Source organism: Streptomyces sp. NPDC002580 (genome assembly GCF_042889485.1).
Lineage (GTDB): Bacteria > Actinomycetota > Actinomycetes > Streptomycetales > Streptomycetaceae > Streptomyces.
In genome coordinates this window covers 173,073-191,316 of record NZ_JBIAQZ010000001.1, presented here as the reverse complement: position 1 = coordinate 191,316, position 18,244 = coordinate 173,073, and the positions used below count along the sequence as shown (strand labels likewise).

Below are 18,244 nucleotides of genomic sequence, written 5' to 3'. Positions count from 1 at the left end.
GACCACGACGACCACCTCCCGTGGGCCGCCCCCTCGCGTTCGCGGACCCCCCGAGGCCCGGAGGCCTTCCGAGAGCCCGGCCGCCTTCCGAGGGCCGGGCCGCTCCCGTCGGCCGGCCTCTAGACGAGAGCCGCGGCCGTGGGCGCCGCCCCCGGCATGTCCCGGTAGAGCACCGCCCGCTCCACCGCGCTCCAGGTCGTACTGGTCACCACGTACAGCGCGGCCGCCAGCGGCACCACGGCCACGGTGAAGAGCGTGAAGAAGGACAGGAACGGCATGAGCCTGCCGATCGAGGCGAGCCCCGGAATCTGCTCGCCGTCGCCGCCCGCCGGGGTCGCGGCGGCGGTCATCCGCTTCGTCCGTACGTAGTTGAAGGTCGCCACGGCCGCCACGACGGCGAAGAGGACCAGGTAGACGAGACCGGCCGGACCGAGCGGTCCCCCCTCGCCGAGCGCGTCGGCCCAGCGGCCGCCCAGCGGCGCGGCGAACAGTTCGTGGCCGAGCAGCGCGTTGGCGTCGCCGCCGATCGTCGAGCTCGAGAACAGGTGGTAGAGGAGGAAGAAGGCCGGCATCTGGAGCAGGCTCGGCAGGCAGCCGGAGAGCGGTGACACCTTCTCCTCGGCGTGCAGTTCCATCAGCTCCTTCTGGAACTTCTCCCGGTCCTTCCCGTGCTTCTCGCGCAGCCGCGCGACCTGCGGCTGAAGGGCCGCGCGCGCCCGCTGTCCGCGAGCCGCGGCCCGTGACAGGGGGTGCACGAGCAGGCGTACGAGCGCGGTGAACAGGACGATCGCGGCGGCGGCCGCCGAGGCGTGGAACAGGGGCTGGAGCAGGTCGGCGAACCGCTCGACCAGCGTCGCGAAAGCGGACATGAACGTGGACATGGGTGAGCCCTCCGGGGGTCTCGTCGTGCCGGGAGTACGGAATGCGGCATGACGACCCGCGCGGGGTCACCTGGAACGGAACGGTCCACCGGGACAGGGAGTCACCGAGGCGGAGCGTCACCGGGGTCGAGCTGGGAAGGGGTGCCCTACGCGGTCGCCGGGAGGGCGTGTCCGGGGGCCCTGGGCCGGGGGCGCCCCTGGGCGTCCGGATCGCGTTGCGGCAGGAAGGCGGTCCGCCGGGCGCGGTCGCGGATGGCCGTGCGCACCCGGGTGGGCGGGACCGCGGGGGCGCAGCGCGACGCCAGCAGGGAGCAGGCGGCGAAGGCGGATCCGGCGGCGGCGGTCGCGGCGAGCGTGACGGTGGCGGAGAGGCTGCCGGTGTCGAGCAGGGCCACTTCCAGGAGCAGGAGCAGCAGTACGGCGGCGGGGCGGGCGTTGGCCCAGGTCCGGATCATCGACTGCCCCTCCTCTCGTACAGGGTGCGCCTCGAACGTGGTGCGCGCGTCGTGCGGGGTGCGCCCCCGAACAGGGTGCGCGCGTCCTTCCGTTCGTTATACAGGATCCTTCTCGGCCGACCGCCGGGATCCGGCCCCGGCCGGCGTCGAGCGGCCCGTCCCCGCCGCTCCCCCGGAATCACCCTCGGCCGTCTCCCGGGAGCCGCCCCCGGCCGACTTCCGGGAGTCCCCCTCGGCCCGCTGCGGCACGTCCGCCCCGGCCTGTTTCCTGGGGTCCGTCTCCACCGGCTCCAGCAGCCGCCGCGGTCCGAGCAGCGCCCGGCTGACCGGATCGGCCGGATCGGGGTCGAGCCCGGGGCCCGGCGACATCTCGACGTCCGGGACGGGCACGACGAATCCGCAGGCGGGGCATTCGCCGTACGGGCCGAGTTCCGTACCGCAGGCCGCGTGACGGAAGTAACGCAGCCTGGTCTGGTCGAAGTGCTCACGGCCCCACAGTCCGAGCGACCGCAGGGTGGGCCACAGCGCGACACCGCGCTCGGTCGGGACGTACTCGTCGCGGGGCGGTGACTCCTGATAGCGGCGCTTCTCGAGGATGCCCTCGGCGGTGAGCGACTGGAGACGCGCCGCGAGGACGGCGCGCGGGATGCCGAGGTGCACGAGGAAGTCGTTGTAGCGCCGTACGCCGTAGAGCGCGTCGCGGACGATCAGAAGCGTCCAGCGCTCGCCGACGATCTCCAGCGCGCGGGCGATCGAGCACTCCTGCGTCGCGTAGTCCTTGCCGAGAGCCATGCCCCCACTCTAGCCACTTTTCGGCTTGTCGGTTCAATGACCGAACCAAGGTGCTACGGTCTACGCATACCGAAGGTTCAATGACCGAACTGATAACCGCACCGATCCGCACCGCGAAAGGGCAGGCCATGACCCGGCTCGACCGGACCGACACCAGCACGCAGTCGGCACTCGCCGCCGCAACCGCCGGGGCCACCCCGCGCTCGGCGCCGCCCAGCGCGCCCACCCCGCCGAGCGCGCCACGGGCGACCGCGACCCTCGCCCTGACCAGCGCCGCCACCGCCGTGGCCCTGATGACGTACACCGCCCCGATGGTCACGCTCCCCGACACGGCCGCCGCGCTGCACACCTCGGTGTCCGCCCAGGCCTGGCTGCTCAACGGCACCCCGCTGGGCCTGGCCGCGCTGCTCCTGGTCGCGGGCAGCCTCGCGGACGACTACGGCCGCCGCCGGATCTTCCTGGCCGGCACCGTGGCCCTCGGCATCACCACGGCGCTGGGCGCGCTCGCGGGCTCGACCTGGCTGTTCACCCTGACCCGCGTCGCACAGGGCGCGGCGAGCGCCGCGATCCTCGCGAGCAGCCTGGGGCTGATCGTGCACGCCTTCCCGACCCCGCGCGGGCGGCTGCGCGCGACGGGCGTGTGGGGCGCGTTCGTCAGCGGCGGCATCGCGATGGGCCCGCTGCTCTCGGGGGCCATAGCGGGCTGGAACTGGCGAATGACGTACGCCGTCTTCGGCGCCGCCGCCCTGATCGTCGCCCTGCTGGGAACCCGCGCCCTGACCGAGTCCCGCGCCCCGCGCGGCGGCCGGCCCGACCTGGCGGGGGCGCTGACCTTCGGCCTCGCGCTGGTGTCGCTGGTGGCCGCGCTGACGCTGGGCCGTGACGGCTGGCTGCGCGCGCCGGTGGGGCTGCTGCTGGCCGCGTTCCTCGTCCTGACGTCGGTGTTCGTCGTCGTCGAACGCCGCACCCCGACGCCCATGATCGACCTCGGCCTGCTCCGGCACCGCCGCTTCCTCGCCTCGTCCGCGGGCGGGCTCTTCATGGGCCTCGCGGTGATCGGCCTGTTCAGCTTCCTGCCGGCGCTGCTCCAGCGGACGCTGGGGCTGTCGGCGATGGACACGGCGTGGCTGTTCCTGCTCTGGTCGGGCCTGTCGTTCACGGTCGCCCTCCAGGCCCGGCGCCTCGCGGGCCGGGTCTCGCCCCGCCACCAGCTCGCCCTCGGCTTCGCGCTGCACGCGGCCGGGGTCCTCACGATGCTCGGCGCGGTCGGCGCCGAGTCCTGGCCGCGGCTGCTCCCGGGCTTCGTCGTCTCCGGGGTGGGCAGCGGCCTGCTCAACGCCGCGCTGCCGATGACGGCCGTCGAATCCGTTCCGGCGACCCGCGCCGCGATGGGCTCGGGCGCCCAGCAGACCTTCCGCTACATCGGCTCCTGCGCCGGCGTCGCCCTCACCATCGCCCTCGTCACCTCCACCGGCGGACCGGCGCACGGCGCGGACATCGCGATCGCCGTCTCGGCGGGACTCGCGGCCCTGGCGGCGGCGAGCGTGCTGGTGCTCCGGGACCGGGCTTGAGCCGGCGGGCCGGCGGCCGGTCACGGGGCGGGGGTCAGCGGGGCCGCACGGCGGTGAGCTTCCCCCAGACCGCCATCCGGTACGTGGACGTGTACTCGGGTGTGCACGTCGTGAGCGTGATGTAGTACCCGGGCTCGCCGTACCCGTACGAGGGATGCACGGTGCTGCGGGGCACCGGCCGGATGACCCCGCCGTCCCGCGGGGAGGTCCTCGCGAGCGTCCGGTCGACGGTGTACGTGTACACGGCGGTCCTCGTCTCGACGGTGATCGTGTCACCGCGCTCGAGCCTCGGGAGGTAGCGGAAGGGCTCGCCGTGCGTGTTCCGGTGCCCGGCCAGGGCGAAGTTGCCCGCCTGTCCCGGCTGTTGGGTGCCCTTGTAGTGGCCGACGTAGCCCTTGTTGAGGACGTCCGGCTTGCTGACCCCCTCCGCGACGGGCACCCGCAGGGAGAGCCGGGGGATGCCGAGGACGGCGTAGGCCTGGGACCAGCGGGGCCGCGCCTGAGCACCGCCGGTGGAGCCGGTGGAACCGCCGGACGGAGCGGCCGCCTTCCCGGCGGACGGCCCGGCGTCCCCCGCGTCCGTCTCCCCCGCGTCCGCGTTCCCGGCATCCGTCTCCCCGGCACCGGGACCGGCGCTCGCGTCGGGGACGGAGTCCCCGGGTGCCGGTGCCCCCCACTCCCGCTCCAGCGCCTGCACCTTGCGGTCGGCGCGGTGCTGCGCCTGCCGGTTGGTCCACCACAACTGGTGCACGACCAGGAGGAGCAGCACGAGTCCGACGGTGACGAGCGCCTCGGCGCCGCTCCAGACCGCTCGCCGGTACGCGGCACGCCGTCGCCGCGTGCCGTGGTGCACGATCCCCGGAGCCCGCATCCGTACGCCTCCTTCGCCGGGCGCACGATAGGCGCCGCCCCGCCAACTCGCCAGCCTCACGCGGCATCCGTACGTTCCCGGGCCCCGACAACCCTCCGCCAGAGCACCCTTCGGACACACCCGCGCCCCCCATCACCACCCATCCGGCTTCCTCCACCGGTTTTAGAAAGGGCTGTCACAACCCTCGACAACCCCACGCACCACACCCGATGCTTCCTGATGGCATCAGCGGTACGGGCAAGCGCCGGTGGGACGAACCGGCGGCCGAGATCCAGGTCGAGTCGACATCGACGGCCGACTCCGGTGGGACGACCGGCAGTCGCGCTACGGACGGAGAAGCCAGCCATGATCCGACGCAGAACACTCCTGACCGCCGCGGGCGGCACGGTCCTCGGCGGCGCCCTGGCGACGGGCACCGCCCGCGCGGACGCGACGATCGCCGTCAACCCGGCCACGACGTACGGCAAATGGGAGGGCTGGGGCACGTCGCTGGCCTGGTGGGCCAACGTCTTCGGCGCCCGCGACGACTTCGCCGACCTCTTCTTCACCACCAAGTCGACGACGTACGACGGAGCTTCACGTCCCGGCCTCGGCATGACCATCGCCCGCTACAACCTCGGCGCGTGCGGTTGGAACACCGTGGGCGGCGAGAGCATGACCGCCTCCGTCAACATCCCCTCCTTCAAGCAGATCGAGGGCTACTGGCAGGACTGGAACAACGAGGACCCGACGTCGTCCGCGTGGAAGTGGACGGCCGACGCGAAGCAGCGAGCCGCCCTGACCAAGGCGACCGCGCGCGGTGCGACGAGCGAGCTGTTCGCCAACTCGCCGATGTGGTGGATGTGCCTGAACCACAATCCCTCCGGCGCGTCCGGCGGCGGCAACAACCTCCAGTCCTGGAACTACCGCCAGCACGCCTCCCACCTCGCGGCGGTCGCCCTCTACGCGAAGACGAACTGGGGCGTGAACTTCGCCACCGTGGACCCGTTCAACGAACCGTCCTCCAACTGGTGGACGTCCACCGGCACCCAGGAGGGCTGCCACCTGGACGCCGCCGTCCAGTCGGCCGTACTCCCTTATCTGCGAAGCGAGTTGGACAAGCGGGGCCTGACGGGCACCAGGATCTCCGCGTCGGACGAGACGAGCTACGACCTGGCCCGTACGACGTGGAACTCCTTCAACTCGACCACGAAGGCCCTGGTCAACCGGGTCAACGTGCACGGCTACCAGGGTTCGGGCGGCCGTCGGGACCTCCTCTACACCGATGCCGTGACGTCCTCAGGCAAGGCGCTGTGGAACTCCGAGTACGGCGACGGGGACGGCACCGGCCTCACCCTCGCGAGCAACCTCCTCCTCGACTTCCGCTGGCTGCACCCGACCGCCTGGGTCTACTGGCAGGTGATGGACCCGACCGCGGGCTGGGGCATGGTCAAGTACGACGCGAGCACCCTGACGGCCGGCGCGGTCGAGACGAAGCTGTACGTGATGGCCCAGTTCAGCCGCCACATCCGCCCCGGCATGACGATCGTGGACACGGGCGTGGACTACGCGGTGGCGGCGTACGACGCGAGCGCCAAGCGCCTGGTGATCGTGGCCGCGAACAAGGCCGCCTCCGCCCAGACCCTGACCTTCGACCTCTCCCGCTTCACCACGGTCTCCGGCGGCACGGGCGGCCTGGTCCCGCGCTGGAACACGCTGACCTCCGGCGGCGGCGACCTCTACACACCCCGCTCGGACACCTACCTGAGCGGCAAGTCCCTCGCGGTGCCGTTCGCGGCGGGGTCGGTGCAGACGCTGCAGGTCGACGGGGTGGTGGTGTGAGACGGCGGTGAGACGCCCCCACCCGCGGGGGAGGCGGGCCGTCCCGGCGGGCAACCGGCCCCCGGCGGCGGCGGATCCGCCCGGCAGGGTGGGGTCCCTCCCCACCGACCCCGCCCTGCCACCGGATCGCCCCGGCCGGGGAGGGGACCGGGCCGGCCCGGACGCCGCGGCCGGGTCGGCGCGGGGCCGAGGCACGGGCCGGGGGATCCCGAATATGCCCCCGGGGACTCCCGCGGCTCTGGCCTGCAGGTCTCTCTCATTCGCGGCCCGGCGGCAGTACGGTGTCCCCCATGCGCCCCGACACGCCTGCCGAGAACGTCGACCACACCGCCGAAGCGGCTCGCCTGGAGCGGACCGCCGGCCTGTATCCGGAGGACGCCGAACACCTGCTCCTGCAGGCCGCGGCCCACCTCGAACTGTCCGGCGACCGCCCCGGCGCCACCACCCTCTACGACCGCCTCCTCGCCTCGGAGGCCCCCCTGGAGAAGCCCTACCTGGTCCGCGCCCTCAAGGCGTCGAACCTGTGGGAGTACGACCACGAGGCCGAAGCGCGCGCGATCATCGACGGAGTGCGGGCCGCCGCCCCTCGCGACCCGGCCCCCTGGGTCATCGTGGCCGAGGCCCTGGAGTCCCACGACGAACTGGAAGCGGCGCAGGACACCTTCACGGAAGGGGCGACCCTGCTGCTGACGGACGTGGCCGAACCCCCGTACTCCACGCTCCCCCTCCTCTTCGGCCGCCACCGCGTGCGCCGCATGCTGGGCGCGGCCCACGACGAGTGGGACGCCCTGGCGGACACCCTCCACTCGTCCCCGATCTCCCTGGACGAACTCCACGACCCCAAACGGGTCTGGTCCCTGGGCTCGGACAACCCGGCGGAACTCCAGGCCGAGATCACCCGCCTCCAGGCCGAACTGGGCTCCTACCGCGAGGCCTTGTCCCGCCCGTTCCCGGTCGCGGTCCTCCACTGGTCGGCCCCCGAACTCACCGAACTGGTCACCGCGTACCCGGACCTCACGACCGAGTACCCCTCCCACGAGGAGCACCTCGCGACGATAGAGGCGTCCCTCCGCGAACTGGCCGCCTCCGGAACCCCGAACCTCGGCATCGTCACCGCCACGGTCCCCTCCTACGAAGCCTTCGCCGCCTCGGAGGCCTCATCGCCGACAGACGTGACCCTGCTCCCGCAGTACGCGACGACACTGGCGGCCCGCGGCCTGGCAGTGCCGTGGCCGCCGCAGCGGACGAGCGCGTGTTGGTGCGGGTCGGGGCGGGGATATGGAGAGTGTCACGGCGTGGGGGCGTAGCAGCGCCCGACTTCAGAAGCGCAGAGGGGGAGGCGGACATGTCCCAGCCCTGGCTGACGTTCGCCCTCCTCTTCGCTGCCGGGTGGCTGGCTTATGGCCTCCGTGTCGTCCGCCGCGGCCTGCGTGAGCACAGGGGCGTACGACTGCTCGGCGTGCGGGGCTCCCTCACGAAGGGCGAGGTCGCCCGCGGGCCCCGACGCGAAGGCCCGACCTCTCACCCCGCCCAGATCCGCTACCAGGCGGGCCCGAGGAACCAGACCTACCGCCGAGCTCCACTCAACGCGGATCAACACTCGCTGTGGGTGGGCTTCGAGGTGGTGGCGCGGTACGACCCGCAGGACCCACGCAGGGTGGTCGTGGTACGCACACAGCAGACGTTCAACCCCGGAACGTACGTGATGAACGGTTTGCTGCTCTGTCTGTTCGGGGTGGGGTTGGCGGTGTGGTCGCTGATTTGAGGGGGTCGGTGGACGTCCTTGCCTACGGCCGAGGTCAACCTCTCGCCAACCGGCAGAAATGTTCACGTGCCAGATGTCGTACCGTCCTCCCCCGCCGTATCCGCCCGCATGAGCCGCCAGAACTCTCGTGACACGACACCGGAGGTCGCCGTCCGACGGCTCCTTCATGACGCGGTCTGCGAGACCAGGTGAACGTGCCTGCACTCGGCATTCTTCTAGCCGTTGCTTGGACCGATCCCTGGGTCAGCGTCCGCCTGCCAGTGGTCCCTGTTACAACTGGTCGTAGCCGCATCAGCGATCAGGGGGACCAGCGTGACTCAGCCAGGAGATCTGTCGCAGCCTGTCGCGGGTGTGTACGAGGAACTCATCACCCGGCGCATGCAGGCGCAGATGGACGAGTTGGACGCGGCTGGATGGCGAGCCATCGACGCTGATGTCAGCGAGGAATCCTCCTCTCACGTGATCGCTCGGCATCTCAGCCAGGCCATAGGACGCAGGCTCGCCCAAGTACCCCACAACCAACGCGTGGCTGTCGCGAACCAGATCATCGAATCGCTGGCTTCCGACACCACCACCCCCGCCGGGCTCAGCACCAGCGATAGCGTCGAGTTCATCGCTGACGGACCTCGCCAACTCTTGGCTCTCGCAGAGCAGGAGGCCCCGGGTGTCTACGCTGTGCGGCCTCTTACACCGCTCTCCGAGACTGCGCTGATCACCAACTCGTCGGAAGATCCCACCCTCGGGAGCGAGCTGCGCGCTGAACTGGCCACAGCGGACCGGATTGACCTGCTCTGCGCCTTCGTAAAGTGGTATGGCTTGCGCGTATTGGAGGATGCACTCCGAGCCGCAAGGGCACGAAACATTCCCATTCGGGTGATCACGACCACGTACATCGGCGCAACCGATCGACATGCCCTTGACCGTCTTGTGCGCGACTTCGGCGCCGAGGTGAAGGTCAACTACGAGATTCGCTCGACCCGATTGCATGCGAAGGCATGGCTGTTCCGGCGCAATAGCGGCTTCGATACGGCGTACGTCGGCAGCTCGAACCTGTCCAAGGCCGCATTGCTCGATGGCCTGGAGTGGAACGTTCGGCTGTCATCAGTAGCAACTCCCGCCGTACTCAATAAGTTTGAGGCGACCTTCGACGCATACTGGAATGACATCGCCTTCGAGTCGTATGACCCGGACAACGACAGGGAGCGACTCGATCACGCCCTTTCTCAGGCAAGCGGCACCAGCAGTCCAGGCGATGCGAAGATCAATCTGTCGGGACTTGAGGTACGCCCCTTCCCACATCAGCGCGACATGCTCGAACGCCTACGTGTTGAGCGTGAAATCCAGGGACGCAACCGCAACCTTCTGGTCGCTGCCACCGGAACGGGCAAAACAGTCATGGCTGCCCTGGATTTTCGAGCACTGAGCAAGAAGCACAATGGCGAAACCCCGAAGTTGCTGTTCGTGGCGCACCGCAAGGAGATTCTCAAACAGTCTCTACGTACGTACCAAGAAGTCCTCGATGACGCGTCGTTTGGCGAACTGCTTCACGGTGGTCAGGATCCTGAGCACTGGCAGCATGTGTTTGCCAGCGTCCAGTCGTTGAACGTTCAGCGACTGGAGCAATTTGCCCCCGATTACTTCGACATCATCGTCATCGACGAGTTCCACCACGCGACAGCGGCGACCTACCGGCGAGTCATTGATCACTTCAAGCCGAAGCAACTGCTCGGTCTCACCGCTACGCCGGAGCGGATGGACGGGCTCAATGTGCAGGACGAGTTCTTCGAAGGGCGCATCGCAGCAGAAATGCGACTATGGGAAGCCCTTGAGAACGATCTACTCTGCCCCTTCCACTACTTCGGCATTCCAGATGGCACGGACCTCACGGGCCTCGGATGGAAGCAAGGCGCGTACGCGGATCGAGACCTTGGGGACCTGTACACCGGCAACCACGCGCGCGCACGCATCGTCGTCAAACAGATTCAGGACAAGGTCTCTCACCCCGGAGCGATGCGCGCGCTTGGCTTCTGTGTAAGCAAGGCCCACGCACACTTCATGGCCGACTTCTTCCAGAAGGCTGGCTTCCAAGCCGCAGCACTCGACAGTGACTCACCTGCCAGCATGCGCGCCCAGACTCTGTCCGACTTGCGGAGCGGAAAGCTCCAAGTGATCTTCTCGGTCGACCTCTTCAACGAGGGTCTGGACATCCCAGACGTCGACACACTGCTGCTCCTACGCCCCACAAACAGCGCCACGGTCTTCCTCCAGCAGCTAGGCCGAGGCCTCCGTCGCACCGAAACGAAGCCAGTCCTCACCGTTTTGGACTTCATCGGTCAGCACCGCGTGGAGTTCCGCTTCGAGGAGCAGTTCCGGGCCATGACGAACCTCTCCCGCAACCGACTCCTCGAACACATCGAGCACGACTTTCCACAGCTTCCTTCCGGTTGCCAGATTCTCTTGGAGGGCAAGTCCAAGGACCTCATTCTTGACAACATTCGCGCCCAACTGGGCGCCACCGTCAAGACGCTGATGAAGGAAGCGAAGGACTACGGCACTACCCGCCTCGCTGACTACCTTCGCGAGAGCCGACGAGAGATCAAGGAGCTCTACAAAAACGACAACTCGTGGACGGCGATTCTCCGTAGATCGGGCTTGCTGAGCGAAGCAGTTCCGTCGGGTGAAGCAGAACTTCTCAAACGCGTCCACGCATTCCTTCATGTCGATGACCCTGATCGCGTCCGCGCGTACCTTCGGCTGCTCGCAGATGATGCTCCGTCCTACGCAGAACTCACCCAGACCGAGCAAATGTATGCCCACATGCTCTTCTTCAACCTCTGGGACAACGCCGGCGGCTTCACCAGCTTCCGAGAGGGGCTCGAATCCCTGCGGGATCACCGAGCGTTCCGAAACGAGCTCCGGCAGGTACTGTCGTACGCCATGGAGCAGTGCGACCACTTTCCGATCCCGCTATCGGGCCCGCACAGCAGCATCCCGCTCAAGGTCCACAGCTCCTACAACCGTTCAGAGATCCTTGCCGCTCTGGGAGTAGCGCGTTTCGGCGGCCAGATGCCCCGGACCTTCGCGCAGGGAGTCCAACGGGTGGAGGACATCAAGACGGACACCCTGTTGATCACCTTGGAAAAGAACGAGAAGGACTTCTCACCCACCGTTCGGTACAAGGACTACGCACTGAGCCCCACGCTCTTTCACTGGGAGTCACAGAGTTCGACTGCTGCGACCTCCCCCACGGGCCTTCGCTATCAGAAGCATGAACAACAGGGCAGCCACATGCTCCTGTTTATGCGCCGCTACAAGTACACCGACATCGGAAAGTCTCAGCCGTGGATGTTGCTGGGGCCAGCTACGTACGTGGAGCACACCGGCAGCAAGCCAATGGCCATCACCTGGCGACTTCAACATGAGCTCCCCGCCGACGTATGGACGTACTCGGCCATTGCTCCGGGGTGAGAATCACCCGTCGCCCCTGCCCATCGCAGCTTCGAGGTGCATCTGCGCACGATCCAGTGCCTCGTCCACATCACGACCGTGGGCTTGGAGCCAGTGGAGGAGGTCGGCGATGACGTCGATGGCCGCCTCTTCCGCTACGGCCACGCTTAACGTGCTCGAAGCCATCGCCCGGGACGGTTGCGCCGCACCGTAGAAACCGAGCAGCGCTCCCGCTCTTGCCACGCGGGCACCCCCGCTATGGCCGTGGGATGACCTCAACCGAGTGGACAGCTCGCACCACGTGACTTTTCGGTCCGGGTGGAGCAATACCCCCCAGCGGTCCGCGACGGCGTCGACGAGCGCCATGCCCCGCCCGCCTTCGGAATCGGCTGCCGCCTCGACGAGGGTTGGCAAGGCGCGCGCGTCTGGGTCATGGACCTCGATGCGCAGATGCGTGCCGTTCATCGAAACGGCAAGCGTGGCCGGGGTACCCGAGCCCACGTGGGTGATGACGTTGGAGACCAGTTCGGTGACGCACAGCTGCGCCGCCTCGCTGACCTCGTACAAGCCCCACAGCCCTAGGCGAAGCCTCATGATGCGGCGCAAGGCCGGCACTTCTCTGGACTCCGCCACAAAAGGGATGACCCAAGGCTTCCTCGGCACACAACTCGTGCACTCCACGCCTCACTCCTGCCCGCACCGGCCATCTCGCCTTCTGCGATTGACTCATGACTTAGAGTTACAGTGGAACTCTCAAAATGGAACTCTCATTTGGCAAATTCAGGCTGCGTCTCGGAGCGCGGCCGCGCTCGCGCGCCCCGGCGTACGCGACCTTGCCAGCAGCGTCGGGCAGCCACCACGATCTGAGAGATCCATACGAAGGGCCGTACTCATGGCAGTTGGACCTACCACTCGCAGACGCCAGCTCGGCGCCGATCTACGGCGACTGCGGGAACGTAAAAGGCTGACTCTGGAGGAGGCAGGCGCACGTGTCGGGATCTCCAAGGCGACGCTCAGCCGCTACGAGACCAAAGAGGGAGCGGTCAAGTGGCCAGCCGTGGATGCCCTTTGCCGGGAGTACGGCACTACGGACGAGGAGCGTCTCGCCCTCGTCGAACTCGCCAAGGGTGCCAAAATCCAAGGCTGGTGGCGATCCCTCGCTGACCCCATTCCCGAGTCAATGAACTTGATGCTCACGCTTGAAGACGAAGTGGTGCGCGAGGACCACTACGCCTGCATGTACATTCCCGGCCTGCTCCAGACGCGCGGCTACGCCGAGGCCGTCCATCGCGCCTCGGAGATGCAGTGCCTGGAGAGGGAGGTGCAGCACATGGTCGACATCCGCATGAAGCGACAGGAACTCCTACACCGGGATGAGCCTCCGCACATCTGGTGCGTGATCGACGAAGCGGCGGTCCGTCGAAGCGTCGGCGGACGCAAGGTCATGCACGAGCAGCTTCAGCATCTCCTGGCCATGTCGGAACAGCCTCACATCACAATCCAGGTATTGACGTTCTCAACAGGAGCTCATGCAGCAGCCGTTGGTAGCTTCGCGATTCTGCGCGGCCCGACCCCTGAGCTGGATGTCGTGTACGTGGACGTCCTGGGTGGTGGCCTGTTCATGGAGAAGCCGCAAGAACTGGAGCGCTATAGGTTGGCGTTCCAGTACCTCAGCGCGCAGGCACTCGATCTGGAGTCCTCGGCAGCGCTCATCGGCCGTATGAGCAAGGAGTCTTAATGCCCGACCCGTTGGCGCCCCTCTGGTTCAAGTCCTCCTATAGCGGCGGCAGCGGCACCGAATGCGTCGAGTGCGCCCACACGAACCGAGGCACGCTGATTCGCGACTCCAAGACACCCGTCGGCCCGATCATCGCAGTTCGCCCCTCGACTTGGCGGGCCTTCATATGCCGCCTACCCGAGGGTCAGGGCAACGGAAACAGAGAAGCGACTGCTTGACGCCGACGGGTGCTCATCCATGGCGACAGGCAGTCACCCCACGTCAGACAGCAAGTCCCCCGCAAGCGGATAGCCGATCCTCCCGGCCACCGCGACGACCGACTCGACCGGGGCCGACGGGTTGAGGGCGGTGATGTGCGAGCGGCCGAGCGGGTGCAACTCGTAAATGTGGCGTACGGCCTCGATGCTCACGGACACCTCGTAGTAGTCCTCGGCGAACGCCCGGAACGCCTCGGGGGTCGGGTCGAGCAGCGGCTCGAAGAGCCAGTGCGAGCCGTCGGGATCCGGGTGACCCTCGGGGAAGGTGATCCGGCCGGTCTCCCAGGCCGGGGCGTCCGCTTCGCGCCACAGGCACGCCGTCACCACGGGGCATCCGTTCTCGTCCGTGAACGCGGGCTCGTCCACGTGACGCCGGAAGGCCTCGGGCACCGAGTCCAGCACGCCGGGCCAGGGCCGCGGCACGTCCTCGTGGTGGTACGGGCTCAAGGGCGACTCGTGGTCGAAGCCGCGGATGTAGGCGCCCTCGGGGGCGAAGACCACGTCGTACTCGTCGCCGGATCCGTTCCTCATCGAGGCCGCTTCCTCGGTTTCCGACCACTGGGCGCTGTACGAGTAGACGCACTCGCCGTCGGGGTTCAATATCGCCTCGGCCATGGCCATCGACCGGCAGAGATCCCTCAGGGAGTCGATGCCGGGCAGGGCACCGGCGATGTCACGAGCTGTCATACGGCCCATCCAATCGGATGCCACCGACAACGGGTCCGGGGCGGCCTCGGGCAGCGGCCGGACCCCACCCGGCCCATCGCCACCCGCGCGCCCGTCGAACTCCGCCAGGGCGTTAGCCTCGGCAGAAGCCCTGGACGGGTGCGCGAAAGCAGGAGGCAGCGATGGCGAAGGTACCGGCCGCGGTGGTGGCCGCCGGGGGGCTCGTCGGTGGGTACGGCGTCGCCCGGTGGACGAGGAAGCGGCAGCTCGGCGGGGTCGTGCTCGCCGTCGCCGGGGTCGCCGCCGCCCGACAGTGGAAGCAGGAGGCCGGAGGAGTGGCCGCCGGGGTGCTGACCGCCGGGTACGTCGCCGCGTTCGCCGGGTCGCATCCGCTGGCCAAGAAGGTGGGCGCCTGGCCCTCCGTCCTCGGTGTCGCCGGCGCCATGGCCCTCACCTCCTGGGCCGTGGCCGACCGGCGCGCCTGAGCACGGCCACGCCTCCGCCTCAGGAAACCCGCTCCCCCGCCCCCTGAAACGCCCTCCGGTACGCGTACGGGCTCGTCCCCACCACCCGTTTGAAGCGGTCCCGGAATGCCGTCGGGGAGCCGAAGCCCGCCTGGACGGCGATGCGTTCGACCGGGTAGGCGGTCGTCTCCAGGAGGTACTGGGCGCGGCGCACCCGGGCCCGGTGCAGCCACTGGAGCGGGGTCGTGCCGGTCTGTTCGCGGAAGCGGCGGTTGAGGGTGCGGGTGCTCATGCCGGCCCGGACCGCGATGTCCTCCAGGGTCAGCTCGCGCTCCGCGTTCTCCTCCAGCCAGTCCAGGAGCGGCTCCATGGTCGTGCCCGCCGGTGTCGGCGGCTGGGTGTGGGCGATGAACTGGGCCTGTCCGCCCTCCCGTTCGAGGGGCATCACGGACAGGCGGGCGGCGTGTGCGGCGACCGCCGAACCGTGGTCCTTGCGGATCATGTGCAGGCACATGTCCAGTGCAGCCGCCGCGCCCGCCGAGGTCAGGAACTGGCCGTTGTCGACGTAGAGCACGTTCGGGTCGACCGTCACCGCCGGGTGCCTGGCCGCCAGTTCCCCGGCCGCGACCCAGTGCGTGGTCGCGCGCAGTCCGTCCAGCAGACCGGTGGCGGCGAGGACGAAGGCGCCGACGCAGATCGAGGCGATCCTGGTGCCGTTCGCGGCCGCCGCGCGCAGGGCTTCCGCGACGCCCGGCGGGAGCGGGGCGGACGGGTCGGCCACACCCGGCAGGATGATCGTGTCCGCGTCGGCCAGCGCCTCCAGTCCGTACGGGGCGCGCAGGGTGAACGCGCCCGCGCTCACCTCCGCGCCCGCCGTGACCGAGCACACCCGGGTGCGGTACGCCGGGCGGCCGTCGGGCAGCCGGGCCCAGCCGAAGGTGTCGATCGGGGCGGAGAGATCGAACGGGATGACCTGGTCGAGAGCCAGTACGGCCACGGTGTGCATGACCAGAGCGTAGGCATACACCGGGTTCTCGCCATCCCGCGTGCGCCGGGTTCTTGTCATCCGCGTACGCCGAGCCCCGCCGTAGGTGGCCGTTCCGTCTCGCACCGGGCCGACGGTCGTACGAGCAGGTGAGTGGGCACGTCCTCACCCCTCCCCCGGGCACGGTCGAGGCCGGGCAAGAAGCACTGGCCGGAATCCGTTGCCTCCTGGCAGAAGTGCCACTTCTCCATGATCTGCCCGGCCCTTTAACGTCGCCCCGTGACCAAGTTCCTTCTCGCCGTCCACGTCATCGCCGCGATCGTCGCCATCGGGCCCGTCACCGTCGCCGCGAGCATGTTCCCGCCCGCCGCGCGCAAGGCCCTTGCCACCCCCGGCGACCCGGAAGCGCTCGCCACCGTCCGGCTGCTGCACCGCATCTGCCTCGTGTACGCGGCGGTCGGTGCCACCGTCCCCGTCTTCGGGTTCGCCACGGCGAGCGACATGGGGGTGCTCGGCGACACCTGGCTGATCGTCTCGATCGTGCTGACCGCGCTCGCGGCCGTCGTCCTCGCCGCGCTGGTACTGCCCCGGCAGAGCGCGATCCTGGAGGGCGTGGCTGGAACTGAAGGAGCACAAGGGGTGCAAGGGGCTCAGGAGGGCCCGGGTGCTCAAGGTGCGGGGGATCCCGGGACCGCCGGGAACACCGGGACCGCGGGAGGTCGTGCCGCGACCGTGCGGCTCGCCATGTTCACCGGGATTTTCAACCTGCTGTGGGCCACCGTCACCGTTCTGATGATCATCCGCCCGGGGTCCACGACAGGCGCCTAGCGTTCCGCTCCCCGAGGACCGGAACGTTCTTCGAGGCGAGTCCGGAAACGGTCATCCCCGACACGGGTCCGGAACGTTTCCCGTCACCGGGTCCGGAACGTTCTTCGACACGGGTCTGGGGCGCGGTGGCGCCGCGGCCTAGGATCCCGCCCATGGACACGGACGCACAGCGGCAGCAGTCGGCGCCGGGGGCCTACCTGGCTTTCGTGCAGAGCCGGTTGACCGCGGACGGATGCACCACGCGGTGGGAGGACTGGGCCGGGGTTCCCGTGCTCGTCGGGCGGCGGGCCGAGTTCCGGATGCGCTGGATGGCCACCAAGCTGCACCTGTTCACGGTGGCCGCGGCCGTCCCGGAGATAACCGTGCCCGCCATCTCCGCCTTCACCGACCAGGTGATGCGGTACGCCAAGGACACCAAGGGCGGCCTGCCCGTCGGCTTCCAGAACGGCATCGGCGCGTTCCCTCTCCTCGTCAGCGACCGGGTCGACCCGGCGGCCGTGCGGTGGGCGGAGGAGCAGCAGCGGGTCAAGTTCGCCTGCATGACGCGGCCCGTCGTGGTCGACAGTTCGCGCCAGTACGTGGGGATGTACCGCGGCAAGCCGGTCCTCGGGCGGGTCTACGCGTCGTACTTCAACGAGAAGGCGGCGCTGTACTTCCACGGCCGGTGAGGTCCGGGGGAGGGTATGCGCGCGCGACGGGCCTCGGGTGACCGGGCCGGCCTCATCCCCGGTGCCCCAGCACGTTCACCACCCGCCCGTTCGGGTCGCGTACGAAGAACCGTCGTACGCCCCACTCCTCGTCCCGCAGGTCCCGCAGGATCTCCGCACCCGACGCGACCACTTGCGCGTGCACGGCGTCGACGTCCTCGACCTCGACGCTCAGGTCGGGGACGACGGGGGCGGTGCGCTCCTCGGTGAGGAAGCTGATCTGGGCGGTGGGGTTCGACGGGGAGGCGAGGGTCATCACCCAGCCCTGGTGCATGACTTCCTCCAGGCCGAGCAAGCCGTAGAAGTCCCGGTTCGTCGTCATGTCCGTCTCGGACGCGACCTGGATGTCGGGGACGATCCTGCGGACGGTCATGGGCGGTGCTCCTCGCGGCTCGCGGACGGTGGGCCGTGGCTCGGACGGTCGGTGGGCGACTCGGACGGTGGCCGAAGCGCCCCGGTGCCGGACGGGCCCCTGAGGACCGGACCAGGTCAGCAGCCGCCGGCCAGGCCCTGGCTCCATTCCTCGTCGAACGTCTCCGCCAAGTCTGTCCTGAACTGCCGGGCCACCGCACCCACGAACAGCACTCCGGCCGCCCCCAGCAAGGTGAACAGCGCCCAGGTCAGCGGCCAGGCGTCGACGAGGCCGTCCGGGGGGCCGGGGTGGGTGCGCAGCGACACGTACAGCAGGGTCGCCGGGGGTGCCGCGACCAGCAGCAGTGGCCAGGCCAGCGCGTCCCGGAGGCCGAAGTGGACGGCCAGGAACACCAGGACGGCGACCAGGGCGAGGACGCCCGTTCCGGTCACCGGGGTGGTCTCCACCTCCGAGCCCGGCAGCTCGGGGCGGTCGCGCAGGTCCCAGGGGAGGCAGAGGAGGTACGCCGCGCAGGAGAGGGCGGCGCCGAGCACACGCGTCAGCCAGCGTTCCGGCCAGGGGCGCGTTCGCAAGGGGCGGAGCAGTTTCTCGGTCATGCGTACGAGGGTCCCGTGCCCGGCGCG

Annotated in this window: 18 protein-coding genes and 1 pseudogene; 10 read left to right on the top strand and 9 right to left on the bottom strand. The window is 69.2% G+C overall.

Going from position 1 to position 18,244, the window contains the following annotated elements; all coding sequences use genetic code 11:
• Nucleotides 1–119 precede the first annotated feature (119 nt).
• From ACFYW7_RS00835 to ACFYW7_RS00825, 3 genes and pseudogenes are all read right to left on the bottom strand, one after another.
• Complete coding sequence (locus ACFYW7_RS00835) at nucleotides 120–881, bottom strand: YidC/Oxa1 family membrane protein insertase (protein ID WP_389496852.1); 762 nt, start codon at nucleotides 879–881, stop codon at nucleotides 120–122.
• A gap of 146 nt (nucleotides 882–1,027) precedes the next feature.
• Nucleotides 1,028–1,336, bottom strand: a complete 309-nt coding sequence (locus ACFYW7_RS00830; protein WP_389496851.1) for a DUF6412 domain-containing protein — start codon at nucleotides 1,334–1,336, stop codon at nucleotides 1,028–1,030.
• Between the two features lie 273 nt (nucleotides 1,337–1,609).
• Nucleotides 1,610–2,128 (bottom strand): annotated as a pseudogene (locus ACFYW7_RS00825) (winged helix-turn-helix transcriptional regulator); the annotation flags it as partial.
• 128 nt (nucleotides 2,129–2,256) lie between these two features.
• On the opposite strand from ACFYW7_RS00825, the gene ACFYW7_RS00820 reads away from it, so the two are divergent.
• The gene (locus ACFYW7_RS00820) at nucleotides 2,257–3,699 is read left to right on the top strand and encodes an MFS transporter (RefSeq protein WP_389498491.1); all 1,443 of its coding nucleotides are present in this window, start codon (nucleotides 2,257–2,259) and stop codon (nucleotides 3,697–3,699) included.
• A 34-nt stretch (nucleotides 3,700–3,733) separates the two neighbouring features.
• Here the strand turns inward: ACFYW7_RS00820 and ACFYW7_RS00815 are convergent, their stop codons facing one another.
• Nucleotides 3,734–4,570, bottom strand: coding sequence for a class E sortase (locus ACFYW7_RS00815; RefSeq protein WP_389496850.1), 837 nt, complete (start codon nucleotides 4,568–4,570; stop codon nucleotides 3,734–3,736).
• A gap of 345 nt (nucleotides 4,571–4,915) precedes the next feature.
• On the opposite strand from ACFYW7_RS00815, the gene ACFYW7_RS00810 reads away from it, so the two are divergent.
• From ACFYW7_RS00810 to ACFYW7_RS00795, 4 genes are all read left to right on the top strand, one after another.
• Complete coding sequence (locus ACFYW7_RS00810; protein WP_389496849.1) at nucleotides 4,916–6,391, top strand: beta-1,6-galactanase; 1,476 nt, start codon at nucleotides 4,916–4,918, stop codon at nucleotides 6,389–6,391.
• A 290-nt stretch (nucleotides 6,392–6,681) separates the two neighbouring features.
• A complete protein-coding gene (locus tag ACFYW7_RS00805; protein WP_389496848.1) occupies nucleotides 6,682–7,698 on the top strand; it encodes an SEC-C domain-containing protein in 1,017 nt (338 codons plus the stop codon).
• A 38-nt stretch (nucleotides 7,699–7,736) separates the two neighbouring features.
• A complete protein-coding gene (locus tag ACFYW7_RS00800; RefSeq protein ID WP_389496847.1) occupies nucleotides 7,737–8,156 on the top strand; it encodes a DUF3592 domain-containing protein in 420 nt (139 codons plus the stop codon).
• A 378-nt stretch (nucleotides 8,157–8,534) separates the two neighbouring features.
• A complete protein-coding gene (locus tag ACFYW7_RS00795; RefSeq protein ID WP_389498489.1) occupies nucleotides 8,535–11,624 on the top strand; it encodes a DUF3427 domain-containing protein in 3,090 nt (1,029 codons plus the stop codon).
• Between the two features lie 3 nt (nucleotides 11,625–11,627).
• On the opposite strand, the gene ACFYW7_RS00790 is transcribed toward ACFYW7_RS00795, so the two are convergent.
• Entirely contained in the window at nucleotides 11,628–12,284 is a 657-nt protein-coding gene (locus tag ACFYW7_RS00790) for an ATP-binding protein (RefSeq protein ID WP_389496846.1), read from the bottom strand.
• Nucleotides 12,285–12,495: 211 nt separating this feature from the next.
• Here ACFYW7_RS00790 and ACFYW7_RS00785 point away from each other — a divergent pair, with 211 nt between their 5' ends.
• Nucleotides 12,496–13,341: a helix-turn-helix domain-containing protein gene (locus tag ACFYW7_RS00785; protein ID WP_389496845.1), complete on the top strand. Its 846-nt coding sequence runs from the start codon at nucleotides 12,496–12,498 to the stop codon at nucleotides 13,339–13,341.
• Nucleotides 13,341–13,559 carry a DUF397 domain-containing protein gene (locus tag ACFYW7_RS00780; protein ID WP_389496844.1) on the top strand — a complete coding sequence of 73 codons (219 nt, stop codon included), beginning with the start codon at nucleotides 13,341–13,343 and terminating at the stop codon, nucleotides 13,557–13,559. The genes ACFYW7_RS00785 and ACFYW7_RS00780 overlap by 1 nt, the downstream gene beginning before the upstream one ends.
• A 33-nt stretch (nucleotides 13,560–13,592) precedes the next feature.
• Here ACFYW7_RS00780 and ACFYW7_RS00775 read toward each other — a convergent pair whose 3' ends face one another.
• A complete protein-coding gene (locus ACFYW7_RS00775; protein WP_389496843.1) occupies nucleotides 13,593–14,285 on the bottom strand; it encodes a hypothetical protein in 693 nt (230 codons plus the stop codon).
• 161 nt (nucleotides 14,286–14,446) lie between these two features.
• On the opposite strand from ACFYW7_RS00775, the gene ACFYW7_RS00770 reads away from it, so the two are divergent.
• Complete coding sequence (locus tag ACFYW7_RS00770; protein WP_389496842.1) at nucleotides 14,447–14,749, top strand: hypothetical protein; 303 nt, start codon at nucleotides 14,447–14,449, stop codon at nucleotides 14,747–14,749.
• Nucleotides 14,750–14,768: 19 nt separating this feature from the next.
• Here the strand turns inward: ACFYW7_RS00770 and ACFYW7_RS00765 are convergent, their stop codons facing one another.
• Complete coding sequence (locus tag ACFYW7_RS00765) at nucleotides 14,769–15,734, bottom strand: GlxA family transcriptional regulator (RefSeq protein ID WP_389496841.1); 966 nt, start codon at nucleotides 15,732–15,734, stop codon at nucleotides 14,769–14,771.
• Nucleotides 15,735–15,992: 258 nt separating this feature from the next.
• Here ACFYW7_RS00765 and ACFYW7_RS00760 point away from each other — a divergent pair, with 258 nt between their 5' ends.
• Together ACFYW7_RS00760 and ACFYW7_RS00755 are read left to right on the top strand one after the other, a co-directional pair.
• Complete coding sequence (locus ACFYW7_RS00760) at nucleotides 15,993–16,541, top strand: hypothetical protein (RefSeq protein WP_389496840.1); 549 nt, start codon at nucleotides 15,993–15,995, stop codon at nucleotides 16,539–16,541.
• 152 nt (nucleotides 16,542–16,693) lie between these two features.
• The gene (locus ACFYW7_RS00755) at nucleotides 16,694–17,209 is read left to right on the top strand and encodes a levansucrase (RefSeq protein WP_389496839.1); all 516 of its coding nucleotides are present in this window, start codon (nucleotides 16,694–16,696) and stop codon (nucleotides 17,207–17,209) included.
• Nucleotides 17,210–17,261: 52 nt separating this feature from the next.
• Here ACFYW7_RS00755 and ACFYW7_RS00750 read toward each other — a convergent pair whose 3' ends face one another.
• A complete protein-coding gene (locus ACFYW7_RS00750; RefSeq protein ID WP_389496838.1) occupies nucleotides 17,262–17,621 on the bottom strand; it encodes a VOC family protein in 360 nt (119 codons plus the stop codon).
• Between the two features lie 116 nt (nucleotides 17,622–17,737).
• A complete protein-coding gene (locus ACFYW7_RS00745; protein WP_389496837.1) occupies nucleotides 17,738–18,217 on the bottom strand; it encodes a hypothetical protein in 480 nt (159 codons plus the stop codon).
• Between the last annotated feature and the right edge of the window lie 27 nt (nucleotides 18,218–18,244).